Raw genomic sequence first — 12990 nt, 5'->3', positions numbered from 1 at the left:
TCGCCTCCCCTCTAGAACGCGAACACGCGGTCGACGGCTTCGAGGACCCTGTCCAGATCCGGAAGGTAGTGATCCTCAAGCCTGGAGGGCGGGTAGGGCGTGGAGGGGCCGCCGACGCGCAGCACCGGGGCCTCCAGGCTGTAGAAGCACTTCTCGGTGACCCTGGCCGCGATCTCGGCGCCGAACCCGTTGTAGACCGGGGCCTCGTGGACCACGATGCAGCGCCCGGTACGGCCGACCGACTCCACGACCCGGTCGACGTCCAGCGGGTTGAGCGAGCGCAGGTCGATCACCTCGAGGGACCTGCCGTCCTCCTCCGCCGCCGTCGCGGCCTCAAGGCAGGTCTTCACCATCGGCCCGTAGGCGAGCAGGGTCGCGTCCGTGCCGCGCCGTACCGCCCTGGCCTGGTCGAAGGGCGTCCAGTCCGCGGCGGAGGAGGAGGTGTCGACGTCGGCCTTCTCCCAGTAGCGCCGCTTGGGCTCGAAGAAGACGACCGGGTCGTCGCTCCGGATCGCCTGCTGGATCATCGTGTAGCCGTCCGCGGGGTTGGAGCAGGCCACGACCCGCAGCCCCGCGGTGTGGGTGAAGTAGGCCTCCGGCGACTCGCTGTGGTGCTCGACCGCCCCGATGCCTCCGCCGCAGGGGATCCGCACCACGACGGGCAGCTTCAGCTTGCCCAGCGAGCGCAGCGGCATCTTGGCGAGCTGGGTGATGATCTGGTCGGCCGCGGGGAAGACGAAGCCGTCGAACTGGATCTCGCAGACGGGGCGGTACCCCCTGAGCGCGAGCCCGATGGCCGTGCCGATGATGCCCGACTCCGCCAGCGGGGTGTCGATGACCCGCTGCTCGCCGAAGTCCTTCTGCAGCCCGTCCGTGACACGGAAGACGCCGCCGAGCTTGCCGACGTCCTCGCCCATGATGAGGACCTTGGGGTCGTCCTCCATGGCCTTGCGCATGCCTTCGTTGAGTGCCTTGGCCAGCGTGAGAGTCGTCATCCCTCGAACCCCTCCAGGTAGGTGGCGAACTCCGCGCGTTCTTCCTCCATCAGCCGGTGCGGCTCCGCGTACACGTGGTCGAAGATCGCCAATGGCTCGGGATCGGGTAGTGCCAGACAGCGTCTGCGGACGTCCTTGCCCAGCTCGTCGGCCTCGGCGTCGACGGCGTCGAAGAACTCCTGGTCGGCGATCTCGTTCTTGAACATGTAGGCGCGGACCCGCTCGATCGGGTCCTTGAGCTTCCACGCCTCCAGCTCGCTCGCCACCCGGTAGCGGGTCGGGTCGTCTGAGGTGGTGTGCGCGCCCATCCGGTAGGTGAAGGCCTCGATCAGCATCGGTCCCTGCCCCGACCTGGCATCGGCCAGCGCCTTGCGGGTGACCGCGAGGCAGGCGAAGACGTCGTTGCCGTCGACCCGGATGCCGGGGAAGCCGAAGCCGCTCGCCCTGCGGTACAGCGGGATGCGTGACTGCTTCTCCAGCGGCTCCGAGATGGCCCACTGGTTGTTCTGGCAGAAGAACACGACGGGAGCGTTGAAGACGGATGCCCAGATGAACGACTCGTTCACGTCACCCTGGGAGGTGGCGCCGTCGCCGAAGTAGACGATCGTGGCGGCCTCGCTGCCGTCACGCTGGACGCCCATGGCGTAGCCGACGGCGTGCAGGGTCTGGCTGCCGATGACGATCGTGTAGAGGTGGAAGTTGTGCTCGGCCGGATCCCATCCGCCGTGGTTGACCCCTCGGAACATGCCGAGCAGGTTCACCGGGTCGACGCCTCGGCACCAGGCCACGCCGTGCTCGCGGTAGGTCGGGAACGCCATGTCCACGTCGGTGAGCGCCCGCCCGGAGCCGATCTGCGCGGCCTCCTGGCCGAGCAGGGAGGCCCACAGGCCCAGCTCACCCTGACGTTGCAGGGCCACGGCTTCCAGGTCGACGCGGCGAACCAGGACGAGGTCGCGGTAGAGCCCGCGGATCTCCTCCGGAGTCAGATCGATGTCGTAGTCGGGATGCTCGACCCGTTCCCCCTCGGGGGTCAGCAACTGGACGAGTTCCGCAGGTGCTTCCGCACCACGAGGGGCCTCGACTGTCACGTGCCACTCCTGTGTGCTCAGGGCCTCGAGAGACGGGTTCACCATCGCTGTCCGGCCGGTTTGCCGCGCAGCCGATCCGACTGGTAGGGGATCGTCCGCGTCTGTGGACATCGTGGCAGAGGGCACATACCTATGCGCAAGCCCTACCTCGGCACCCATACCGCTCCCCTTTTCCCGCCCGACTGTCTTTCACCCTCGCACGAACGACCTCCTCGACGCACTCCACGCACGGATGGTCTCCTCCTCCCCCTTTCGGCGGTCCCCTCCTCCCCGCGTACGGGCCCCGCACGGGCGGCGCCGGGCCCCGGCGTCCGAACTCCCCGGCGGACGGCACCGGACCCGGAGACGAACAGCCACCGGAGCCCGTTACTCTTGAGGCGCCGGACCGTCCCCGCTGCAACCAGGAGGAACACCGTGGCGCGCGTCATCGTCGACGTCATGCTGAAGCCCGAGATTCTCGACGCGCAGGGCCAGGCGATCGCCCGCGCGCTGCCGCGGCTCGGCTTCTCCGGTGTCTCAGCGGTACGGCAGGGCAAGCGGTTCGAGGTCGAACTCGAAGGTCCCGCGGACGACGCCGCCCTCGCCGAAGTGCGGAAGATGGCCGAGACACTGCTGGCCAACACCGTGATCGAGGACTACAGAGTCACCGTAGAGTCCTAGATCGTCACCTATCGCGTAGGTAGATTCCCTACGTCCGGGTAGATCACCCTCTGTGCGTGTCGCAATCCCACAGCTTGACCAACACTAAATAACATTAAGGTTATTTTGCGGTTAGCCCGGATTCCGCGGGGAAACCTTGACAGGGTGACGTCTGACCCGGGAAGGGGATCCGGTGGATATCGAGTTCTCGCTGGCTCTGCCTAGAGAGGCCGTCGGCATTCCGATGGTCCGCAGGGCCCTGGGCGACTCGCTGCGCTCACTCGGCGTCACCGAAAGCTGCGTGTCCGACATCCTGCTCGCGGTCACCGAGGCGTGCGCCAACGCGGTCCGCCACGGCGGCCCCGCGAACCGCTACGAGGTCGACGTCGCGATCGGCTACGGCCGCTGCGACGTCCGCATCATCGACAGAGGGCAGGGCCTGGCGCGGCTCCCCGAGCACTACCCCCCGGGCGACACCGAGAACGGCAGGGGCATCCTGATCATGCAGGCCGTGGTCGACGAGATCGCCTTCGGCATCACGCCGGGGCGGGGGACGACCGTGCATCTGCGCAAGCATCTCGACTGGGACGAGGACGCCCTCCTCCTGCTGCGCGGCGAGCGCGTGCTCGCCGCGGTGTGAGACCGCCCACAGCGCGTCGCGCACGGCCCTCACACCCCTCACGGCGCGAGCCGTACGGCATCCGCCGCCACCTGCCGCGCTCTCCCGTGACCACCGCTCCCCGGCCCCGGGACGGTGGGCGATCCCTCGGGCGAGAGGTCGTCGCGATGACCGTGAGCTGTGCGATCGAACGGCTCCGCGTGTGACCTCCCTGTCAGGAACGGATAGCCTGGGCGCACCGCCGCAGACCGATGTCCGACGTGAGAGACGCCGGCGCGGCGCTCGTTTGTGGAGGGGAACGCTGCCATGAGTGCTGCCCGCGTGGGCGTCGTCACTTTTCCCGGAACTCTTGACGATCAGGACGCGGCCCGTGCCGTGCGCCACGCGGGTGGCGAAGCCGTCCCGCTGTGGCACGCCGACCCCGATCTCAAGGGTGTGGACGCGGTCTTCCTGCCCGGCGGATTCTCCTACGGGGACTACCTCCGGTGCGGGGCGATCTCCAGGTTCGCGCCGCTGATGGAGGAGCTGATCCCCGCTGCCAGGGCCGGGCTCCCCGTCCTGGGCACCTGCAACGGCTTCCAGATCCTCTGCGAGGCCCATCTGCTGCCCGGCGCGCTGATGCGCAACGCCGGACTGCACTACATCTGCCGCGACCAGGGCATCCGGGTCGAGAGCACCGCCACGCCCTGGACCTCCGACTTCACCGAGGGCCAGGAGATCGTGCTGCCGGTCAAGCACGGCGAGGGCCGCTACGTCGCCGACGAGGCCACCCTGGGCGCCCTTGAGGCGAACGGGCAGGTCGTCTTCCGCTACGTGGGGGGCAACCCGAACGGCTCGCTGAACGACATCGCGGGCATCCGCAACGAAGCGGGCAACATCGTCGGCCTCATGCCGCACCCCGAGCACGCCGTCGAGGACCTCACCGGCGCCCCGAGCACGGACGGCCGCGGGTTCTTCACCTCCATCCTGAAGAAGCTGGTGACCCTGTGAGCGAGCACGAGACCCCGCACCTGGACACCGTCAAGCGGGCCCAGGACACTCCTGACGAGCGGCAGCCGTACGCCGAGCTGGGCATGAAGCTCGACGAGTACGACCGGGTCCGCGAGATCCTCGGCCGCAGGCCGACCAGCTCCGAGCTGGCCATCTACAGCGTCATGTGGAGCGAGCACTGCTCCTACAAGTCCTCCAAGGTGCACCTGCGCCAGTTCGGCACCAAGGCTCCCAAGTCCGAGGCGCTGCTGGTCGGCATGGGGGAGAACGCCGGTGTCGTGGACATCGGCGACGGCTGGGCGGCCACCTTCAAGATCGAGTCGCACAACCACCCGTCGTACGTCGAGCCGCACCAGGGCGCGGCGACCGGCGTCGGCGGGATCGTCCGCGACATCATGTCGATGGGCGCCAGGCCGATCGCGGTGATGGACGCCCTGCGCTTCGGCGCGGCCGACGCCCATGACACGCGGCGGGTGCTGCCCGGCGTCGTCGAGGGCATCAGCCACTACGGCAACTGCCTGGGCCTGCCCAACATCGGCGGCGAGGTCGTCTTCGACCCCTGCTACATCGGTAACCCGCTGGTCAACGCGCTGTGCGTCGGCCTGCTCCGCAAGGACCAGATCAAGCTCGCCACCGCTCCAGGACCGGGCAACAAGGTCGTGCTGTTCGGCGCCCTGACCGGCCCCGACGGCATCGGCGGCGCGTCCGTCCTGGCCTCTGCCACCTTCGAGGACGAGTCGCACGCCAAGCGGCCCAGTGTCCAGGTGGGCGACCCGTTCATGGAGAAGCTGCTGATCGAGTGCTGTCTGGAGCTCTACCAGGCGGACGTGGTCGTGGGCATCCAGGATCTCGGCGCGGCCGGCGTGTCGTGCGCGACCACCGAGCTGGCGGCCAAGGGCACCGGCGGCATGGACGTCAGGCTGGACCTCGTCCCGCTGCGCGACCCGTCGCTGCGGCCCGAGGAGATCCTGATGAGCGAGTCACAGGAACGCATGATGGCGGTCGTCACGCCCGACGACATCGATGCCTTCATGGCGATCTGCGCCAAATGGGACATCCCGGCGACCGTGATCGGCGAGGTCACCGACGGCGGGCGCCTGGTGATGACCTGGCACGGCGAGACCATCGTCGACATCCCGCCGGGCACGGCGGCCGACGAGGGACCGGTCTACGAGCGGCCGTTCCACGAGCCCGCCGGTCAGGCCGCGCTCAACGCCGACGACCCGGCCGATCTCGCCCGCCCCGAGGATCTGCGGGCGGCGCTGCTCCAGCTTCTCGGCTCGCCGAACCTGGCGTCCAAGGAGTGGGTCACCTCCCAGTACGACCGCTACGTCCGGGGCAACACCGTACTGGCCCAGCCCGCCGACGCCGGGGTGCTGCGGATCAGCGAGGTCATGCCGGGCGCCGAGGAGACGACCAGGGGCATCGCGCTGTCGACCGACGGCAACGGCCGCTACGCCAGGCTCGACCCGTACGCCGGCGCGCAGCTCGCGCTGGCCGAGGCCTACCGGAACGTGGCGGTGACCGGCGCGACCCCGCTCGCGGTGACCAACTGCCTCAACTTCGGCTCTCCCGAGGACCCCGAGGTCATGTGGCAGTTCGCCGAGGCCACCCGCGGCCTCGCCGACGCCTGCAAGACCCTCGGTGTGCCGGTGACCGGCGGAAACGTCTCCTTCTACAACCAGACGGGCTCCACCGCGATCCACCCGACCCCGGTCGTCGGCGTGCTGGGCGTGATCGACGACGTGGCCGGGCGGGTCCGCAGCGGCTTCACGGCCCCGGACCAGAAGGTCCTGCTGCTCGGCGAGACCGCGGAGGAGTTCGGCGGCTCCGAATGGGCCCACGTGGCCCACGGCCACCTCGGCGGCCTGCCGCCCAAGGCGGACCTGGAGGCCGAGCGCGCCCTGGCCCTGGTGCTCACCGAGGCCGCCGCACGTGGCCTGCTGACCGGCTCCCACGACCTGTCCGACGGCGGCCTGGCCATCGCCCTGGCCGAGTCCGCCCTCGCCCAGGGAGTCGGCTGCTCGGTCGTGCTGCCCGGCGAGGACGCCTTCGTCGAGCTGTTCAGCGAGTCGACCGCCCGCGCGCTGGTGACGGTGGCCCCGGAGTCCTTCGACGCCTTCGCCGAGCTGTGCGCCGCCAACGAGCTGCCCTGCCAGTGCCTGGGCACCACCGGTGGCGACGCCCTGGTCGTGGAGAACGTCCTGGAGATCCCGGTCACCGAGCTGCGGGAGACCCACACCTCCACCCTGCCGGGCATCTTCGGCTGACCCACGGCACGACACGAACGGGGGCGTCGGGCAGCCGGACACGGCTCGCCCGGCGCCCCCGCGTCGTACGGAAGGCGGCCTCGCCTCTGGGCCGCCCAGACGATGCCCACCATGGAGATCGGCTGAGAGAAAGGACTACTTGACGCCCGAGAGCAAGTACTTGCTATTGTTCGTCAAGTGAGAGCGAGCACGAGCGAGCACGTCGCCCTGACCGGTGAGCTGACCAGGCTGATCGAGCAACGGATCGTCGACCCGCTGGAGATCCTGTTCGGCTCGGACGAACAGGTGGGCCCGGTCAGGGAGCGGTTGCGGATCGAGGCCGAGGTCTGGGCCGCGCAACTACTGGGCCCCGACGACAGGCTCGCGGTTCACACGGCGGCGCGGTTGATCGCGGCGGTGTTTCCCGGAGACGGTCCGTTCGATCCGCCCGACGAATGGTGGCGCACCGCCTTCGGCCGGGCGGTGGCCAGGCGCGCGGGCCACCCGGGCAAGGACGCGGTGCCGTTCGCCACGGCCGCGGCGATGCTCGGCATCACCCGGCAGGGAGTTCACGACCTCGTCAAACGCGCGAAGCTCGACCGGCATCCCGACGGCGGGGTGACCACGGAATCAGTACGCCAACGACTGAACCAACCTCAGGAGCGCCATGCCGCACGACGTGACAGTCACTGACCACGAGATCCCCCTCGCCGTACGGGACTTCGGCGGCCCCGGCGAACCCGTGCTCCTGCTCCACGGGCTCGGCGGCACGCTGGAGGCCTGGGACGTCCTGGAACTCGGAGACCACCGGCTTGTCGCCATGGACCTGCGGGGCCATGGTCTGTCCGGCGACGGGCCGTGGGAGTGGGAGAGGGTCCTGGACGACGTCGAGGCCGTGGTGCGGCATCTCGACCTGGGCAACCCGGCGATCGTCGGACACTCGCTGGGCGGAATGCTCGCCGTACTGTGGGCACTGCGGCATCCCGAATGCCCCGGCATCGTCAACCTGGACGGATTGCGGTCCGCCGAGAACGACCCGGACAACTATCCGGGGATGGACCCGGCCACACGGGACCAGGAGCTAGCGCACCTCAAGGCCGTCTTCGACGCCCAGGCCGCGAGCATGGGGCAGCCGCTTCCTGTCGAGTTCCAGGGGATGGTCCCCAGAAGGGCTCTCACGGAGAGGGACGGGAAAACCTACGCCCGGCCCGGTACGGAGCTCCTCAAGGCGGTGCGGTACACGCCGGAGTTCCGCGACACGATCCCGCTGCTGCGCCAGGTCACCTGCGCCGCGCTGGTGGTGATCCCGACCCAGGACCCGCCGGGGATGCAGGGCGGGGAGCTGATGGAGGCGTTCAGGAGAGGGATCCGGCGCGACCTCGCCGACGTACCGCCCAACGTTCACGTCGAAGAGGTGGACGCCGGTCACAACATGCTCGCCGAGCAGCCGAAGGCGGTCACCACACTCATCACGGACTTCCTCGCGGCGAACCGTCCGGGCGGGCCGTCCTCTTCGTGAGAGGGGCCGCGCCGGGTGGGAGGACATGCCCAACCTGACGCAGCCGAACAAATCGAACACCTCAGTCGCGTTGACGACCTGGCTGGTCCGCTCTACTTCGCCGGTTGCGACGTGTCATAACGCAGGCGGGAGGAGGCCACGTACTCCCGGTGCCGCCCTGCCCAGGCGATGAGCCCGGACACCTGGTCCGAGAGCGTCTGCCCGACCGGGGTGAGGGTTCCGATCAGCCGACGCCCCCAGTGGCCCGACACGATCGTGATGCTCTACGCCCCTCGCGACGAAGCCGAACTGGCCGTCGCCGTCGCCGTCCTGCACGCCTCCTGGCGGCAGGCCACCACGGCTTCCCCGGAAGCTTCCACGGAAACGGAGTGATCATCATGCGTGCCATGGCTTTCACCGGCTTCGGCGCCGACCTGGAGGCCGCCGACCTGCCCGTGCCCGAGCCGGGGCCCGGCGAGGTGCTGGTCAAGGTACTCGCCTCCTCGGTCAACGGCTTCGACCTCGGCGTGCTGGGCGGCTACCTCAAGGGGGTGTACGACTACGAGTTCTCCGTCGTGCTCGGTAAGGACTTCGCAGGCACCGTGGGGACGTGACCAGCCTGAAGCCGGGTGAGGACGTGTTCGGCGTCGTCATGCGCCCCACCCTCGGCCAGGGCGGTTTCGCCGAGTACGTGGTGGTGAGCGAGCAGTACGGCCTGGCCACGATCCCCGAGGGACTCGGCCACACCCGCGCGGGTGCGCTGGGCCTGGCCGGGACCGCCGCACTCAACGCCGTCGCACCGGCACCGGGAGAGACCATCCTGATCTCCGGCGCGACCGGCGGCGTGGGCGCCTTCGCCGTCCAACTGGCCGCCGCGCGCGGTGCCCGGGTGATCGCCACGGCCAGGCCGGGCGCCGAAGCCGCCTTCGTCACCGGCCTGGGCGCCACCTGGGCCGTCGACCACACCGACCTGCGAGCGCAGGTCCAGGCGATCGCACCCGGCGGGGTGGACGCCGCCCTGCACCTGGCGGGCGACGGCCCGGCTGTCGCCGCCCTTCTGACCGGCGGCGGACGACTGGCCTCCACCCTGCACTACCTGCCCGACGAGTCCGAACGGGACATCAAGGCCACGGCGGTGATGGCCGACCCGAACCCGGCCACCCTGACCCGGCTCGCCACCGACGCGGCCGAAGGACGCCTGCGGGTGCCCGTGGCCCGCTCGTATCCCCTGGCCGAGACGCCGCGCGCGATCGCCGACTTCACCGCGGGAACGGTCGGCAAGCTCGCCGTCACAATCTGAGAAGGCGCGGCAACCGGCGCCCCGGGAACGGCCCCGCACTCCTGAAGGTGCGCCGATCCGCGAGGCGCCCCCGGAGCCCGCTGTGAATCGTCCGCCCCGCAGAGCCCTTTCCAGCTACACGCCGGTTGCTGGCGACTATGGTACGCCGTACCCCTTTTGATCTGGATCGCAGGAGTACGCGGCGGTGAACGTGAAAGAGCCTGACTGGGCGTACGTGGCCAGGTCCCTTCTCAAGGTCCTGGCCGTCAGCGTGGCGCTGTTCCTGGCCGTCAACGTGGTCGAGCGGGTTCTGTGGGTGTTCGTTGACTTCGAGGACGAACAGACAGCCCAGGTGTACGGCACGGCCGCCCGCGTCGCGAACCCGGACAAACGCCTGACGGACGGTTACAGCGACGGTGGGGGACTGCTGGAGACGACCTACACGCTGTGGGGAGAGCCACGCAGGGCCGGTCGCAGCGAGGGCGGGAGGAGGTACGAAATCACAGAGAACCTGTTCGGCACCGTCCATGCCCCTTCCCTCGACGGGCCGTCCGGCAGCCTGGGCGACGCGATCGCCTCCGTGGAGACAGACCCCGGAGTCGACAAGGAACTGGCGGAGAAGGCCCGGAAGACCATCGACGGGCTCCCCCAGACGCTCGACGCCGTCGCGGTCGTGGAGTTCGCACACGCGATGACCGCCGAGCGGCTCGTCGCCTTCAATCGCAGGCACAAACTCTGCGGAGGGACGGACGTCTCCTACGTCTACTCCCCGTACTCCTACGACGACTCCAGCGGCGATCCCCCGTTGAACGCGGTCGTCTGGAACCGCGACATGACCGAGGAGTACATCCGGGCGGATTTCAGCTATCAGTGCGAGACCGAGCCCGAGGCGGCGCTGGCGGAGTTCCGCAGGTGGGTCAGGCTGCTTGACGAGGGGGACGACCTCAGCGAGTTCGGGCTGGACCACGAGTGGCTCACCGAGGCGGCCAAGGAGGGCGTCGTGCACGGGCTCGTCATCGACCGCTGGAAACTCGCCGACCTGCGCAAGCTCCTCGACGACCCGGAGGTGCGGACGGTGCACCTCACTGACGTCGCCTTCGACCTCGGCGAGATCGAGTAGCGAACAGCCGTCCCCGGCCATCGCCGATCCATCTGGGACGGGCTCAGGGACGGCGGCCCGTCGAGCCGGGCCTACTGGAGGCTGAAGAGGTCCTCGAACGTGAAGTCCTGGGTGTGCTTGCCGAGGGTCCGGTACCAGGACTGACCTGACACACCGAAGGTCAGGCCGGGGCCGTAGAAGCCGAGGGTCACATCGGCACTGTGGACGACGAGCGACGGGTGGATCGTTCCCTCGCTCTCCGCACCGGACAGTCGCAGGCTCGAAGGGTCCAGGCTGTGGCCGAAGGCCGTGGACGTCATGGCCACATCCGCCGTCCAGTTGTCGCCGGGATGGGTGTCCACCGCGACCAGCAGGGAGTGCACGCCGGTGATGAGAGTGAGGACGTACTCCTTGTGGGTCTCCGTTTCCCCCTCTTCCCGAGGCTGGAGGGTGATCCGCGGCTCGGCCGAGATGGCCTGGACGTAGGTCCATGCCAGTTCTTCGGCATCCTGTCCGATTTCATCAGCGATCGGCTGGAGCTGTCCTTGGGCGTAGGTCACCAGGTTGTATCCCGGTTCGAGCTTGGGGGCGGTCATGCCGTTCTCCGTTCCTGTGACAGGTGGACGGGCAGCTCGACAGCCCGGCGGCCACCATCGTCGGCACCGGCCCGCCGGGGCCTTCGCCTCCACTCTCACAGAAACCGGTCAATCCAGTCACTACCCGTAGACGGCCTGATCGGGACAGAGTCTTCGCTTGACGCGCGCTAAAACGGAAATCTGCCAATCGGTGAAGCCGAGAGGCCATGGAGGCGAATCTCTGCGAACAACATGTTCGAGCAGTCGGGCCGCCTCCTCGATGGCGTCATGCTCGGGAGGTTCAGGGACGGCGGCTGGTCTGCCATACCTTGTCGAAGAGCCGGGCGGCGAAGTCGTACAGCGGGTGGCCCGCCGACAGCATGACGCACGGAGAGTCGGCACCGTGGCGTATGTCCGAGTAGGCCGTGAGAAAGGCGACCTTCTCGGTGATCACGAGACGTCCGATGGACGGATAGTCGTAGAGGGCCAGCTCGACGTGGTCGAGGTTCTTGGCCACGTTCTCGATGTAGGCGACGTTGACGCGGATCTGGTGGACGATCAGGCCTCCGGCTTGGCCGCCGTCGTATTTGACGGCTTCCTGCTCGTGGTCGTCGATCCAGCTTCCCGGGCCTGTCTCATCGGGATCGGGGAGCAGCACCTTGACCTCGCTCTTCTTGCGCGCTCCCGTCTCCCACAGGGAGTGGAAGGTGTCCCGGGTGAGCTCGTTGCCCCGCCCGGCGAACACGCGGACGCTACGGGCCTCGGCCAGGGCCGCCGCGACGGCGGGCGCGGCCTCCCGCTGGCTCTTGAAGGTCTCCAGCACCCCCGCTCCCGTGACCTGGAGCAGAGCGCGCCGTACTCGTCTCCGCATGTTCGACGATGTGATCCAGCCGAATCCCACGAGCAGGCCGCTCGCGGCCACCGAACTGACGACCCCCATCCAGAACTCGCCCACGTGATCCTTCCCGTCGCCACGACTCCCGTGATCCGTACGATAGACGCCGATCTCTCCGGACATCGGTGGCGTCAGGCCGCAACCGGGACCATGGGAGAGGCGACGCGCGTCACCCCTCTCCGCGGGGACCGCCTCCCACGTCTCCATACGCGTGAAAGGCACGTCTCCGTATCGCGCGGCGCGAGTGCCGACCGGAGAACGGGTGGCCACGGCACGAGACAGTTTGAACCGCTTTGGAGGGATCCGGATGAGCCCCAGGACCGACCTGTACGACCTGCTGTTCTCCTACGTACGGCTGTACGACGACGAGGTCATGCCGTTCGCGGAGTTCGCCGCGGTCTGGTGCGAGGGGATCGGGGTCCAGGAAGTCGCGAAACGGCTGGGGGCGAACCCGGAGTCGGCCAGGAAATGCCGTCTCGCGACCGTCGTCGATGATCTGGAAATGAACGTGGGAGACGGTCTGCTCCTGGTGGGACCGGCGGGAGCGTGGACGCTGGCGCTCCAGGTCGCGGGGTACGACTGCACGCTGGAGGAGAACATCTCCCGCCTCTCGGATGGCGGCGGTCGCGCGCTGAGCATCAGCTGGTGCTTCAAGGGAAACACGGATCTCATCTACGCGGTCGACGGTGAGATCGTGACGAGGTTCGAGATCACCTATCCGGAGCCTCAGTCAGGAAGCGCTCCGGACGCGCTGGACCCCTTGATGGAAGGGCTGAGATTCCAGCTCGACGAGGACGACCCCATCGTGGAGGAGAGCCTCAACTCGGCGTTCGTCCTGGCTGGCCGGATCACCGGCCAGGAGATCGACAGAACGTGGCTCGACTCGCCCCACACGCGCTTCGTCATCCCCCACAGCTGAATCGGCGTGCCCATCGTCTCCGGCGACGCCGGAACCTCGTCCTTCTCGGCGTGCGGGTACGGGCTGCGGGACGGGCTCGGACGGCTCGCCCCGCCACACCTCCTGGCGGCCGTCGGCGGTGACGGTCAGCCCGAGCTCCTCGTGC

The 12990-nt window shown here is 68.9% G+C and carries 15 protein-coding genes; 11 read left to right on the top strand and 4 right to left on the bottom strand.

From position 1 onward, the window contains the following. Window positions 1–11 precede the first annotated feature (11 nt). Window positions 12–995, bottom strand: a complete 984-nt coding sequence (locus tag AB0395_RS05110; RefSeq protein WP_366277214.1) for an alpha-ketoacid dehydrogenase subunit beta — start codon at window positions 993–995, stop codon at window positions 12–14. Further along, window positions 992–2083 carry a pyruvate dehydrogenase (acetyl-transferring) E1 component subunit alpha gene (gene pdhA / locus AB0395_RS05105; RefSeq protein ID WP_366277212.1) on the bottom strand — a complete coding sequence of 364 codons (1092 nt, stop codon included), beginning with the start codon at window positions 2081–2083 and terminating at the stop codon, window positions 992–994. Before pdhA ends, AB0395_RS05110 begins: the two co-directional genes overlap by 4 nt. A gap of 414 nt (window positions 2084–2497) precedes the next feature. On the opposite strand from pdhA, the gene purS reads away from it, so the two are divergent. From purS to AB0395_RS05055, 10 genes are all read left to right on the top strand, one after another. Further along, window positions 2498–2743, top strand: a complete 246-nt coding sequence (purS, locus tag AB0395_RS05100; protein ID WP_366277210.1) for a phosphoribosylformylglycinamidine synthase subunit PurS — start codon at window positions 2498–2500, stop codon at window positions 2741–2743. Between the two features lie 172 nt (window positions 2744–2915). Continuing rightward, window positions 2916–3362 (top strand): ATP-binding protein, encoded by a 447-nt coding sequence (locus AB0395_RS05095; RefSeq protein ID WP_366277209.1) that lies wholly within the window; start codon window positions 2916–2918, stop codon window positions 3360–3362. Between the two features lie 285 nt (window positions 3363–3647). After that, window positions 3648–4331 carry a phosphoribosylformylglycinamidine synthase subunit PurQ gene (purQ, locus tag AB0395_RS05090; protein ID WP_366277207.1) on the top strand — a complete coding sequence of 228 codons (684 nt, stop codon included), beginning with the start codon at window positions 3648–3650 and terminating at the stop codon, window positions 4329–4331. Window positions 4332–4351: 20 nt separating this feature from the next. After that, the gene (purL, locus tag AB0395_RS05085) at window positions 4352–6601 is read left to right on the top strand and encodes a phosphoribosylformylglycinamidine synthase subunit PurL (RefSeq protein ID WP_366277338.1); all 2250 of its coding nucleotides are present in this window, start codon (window positions 4352–4354) and stop codon (window positions 6599–6601) included. A 177-nt stretch (window positions 6602–6778) separates the two neighbouring features. Next, window positions 6779–7273: a hypothetical protein gene (locus AB0395_RS05080; protein ID WP_366277205.1), complete on the top strand. Its 495-nt coding sequence runs from the start codon at window positions 6779–6781 to the stop codon at window positions 7271–7273. Next, window positions 7260–8099: an alpha/beta hydrolase gene (locus AB0395_RS05075; RefSeq protein WP_366277203.1), complete on the top strand. Its 840-nt coding sequence runs from the start codon at window positions 7260–7262 to the stop codon at window positions 8097–8099. Before AB0395_RS05080 ends, AB0395_RS05075 begins: the two co-directional genes overlap by 14 nt. A 168-nt stretch (window positions 8100–8267) precedes the next feature. After that, window positions 8268–8471 (top strand): hypothetical protein, encoded by a 204-nt coding sequence (locus AB0395_RS05070; RefSeq protein WP_366277201.1) that lies wholly within the window; start codon window positions 8268–8270, stop codon window positions 8469–8471. A gap of 5 nt (window positions 8472–8476) precedes the next feature. Further along, window positions 8477–8692, top strand: coding sequence for a hypothetical protein (locus tag AB0395_RS05065; protein ID WP_366277199.1), 216 nt, complete (start codon window positions 8477–8479; stop codon window positions 8690–8692). Then, a complete protein-coding gene (locus AB0395_RS05060) occupies window positions 8689–9378 on the top strand; it encodes a zinc-binding dehydrogenase (protein WP_366277198.1) in 690 nt (229 codons plus the stop codon). The genes AB0395_RS05065 and AB0395_RS05060 overlap by 4 nt, the downstream gene beginning before the upstream one ends. A gap of 184 nt (window positions 9379–9562) precedes the next feature. Then, window positions 9563–10477 (top strand): hypothetical protein, encoded by a 915-nt coding sequence (locus AB0395_RS05055; protein ID WP_366277196.1) that lies wholly within the window; start codon window positions 9563–9565, stop codon window positions 10475–10477. A 71-nt stretch (window positions 10478–10548) separates the two neighbouring features. On the opposite strand, the gene AB0395_RS05050 is transcribed toward AB0395_RS05055, so the two are convergent. Together AB0395_RS05050 and AB0395_RS05045 are read right to left on the bottom strand one after the other, a co-directional pair. Beyond that, window positions 10549–11052 carry a hypothetical protein gene (locus AB0395_RS05050; RefSeq protein ID WP_366277195.1) on the bottom strand — a complete coding sequence of 168 codons (504 nt, stop codon included), beginning with the start codon at window positions 11050–11052 and terminating at the stop codon, window positions 10549–10551. 280 nt (window positions 11053–11332) lie between these two features. Next, entirely contained in the window at window positions 11333–11986 is a 654-nt protein-coding gene (locus AB0395_RS05045) for a hypothetical protein (RefSeq protein ID WP_366277194.1), read from the bottom strand. Window positions 11987–12233: 247 nt separating this feature from the next. On the opposite strand from AB0395_RS05045, the gene AB0395_RS05040 reads away from it, so the two are divergent. Further along, window positions 12234–12845 (top strand): DUF6461 domain-containing protein, encoded by a 612-nt coding sequence (locus AB0395_RS05040; RefSeq protein ID WP_366277193.1) that lies wholly within the window; start codon window positions 12234–12236, stop codon window positions 12843–12845. Window positions 12846–12990: the final 145 nt, after the last annotated feature.

This window comes from Streptosporangium sp. NPDC051023 (genome assembly GCF_040689595.1).
Classification (GTDB): domain Bacteria; phylum Actinomycetota; class Actinomycetes; order Streptosporangiales; family Streptosporangiaceae; genus Streptosporangium.
This window is presented reverse-complemented; position numbering and strand designations above follow the sequence as displayed.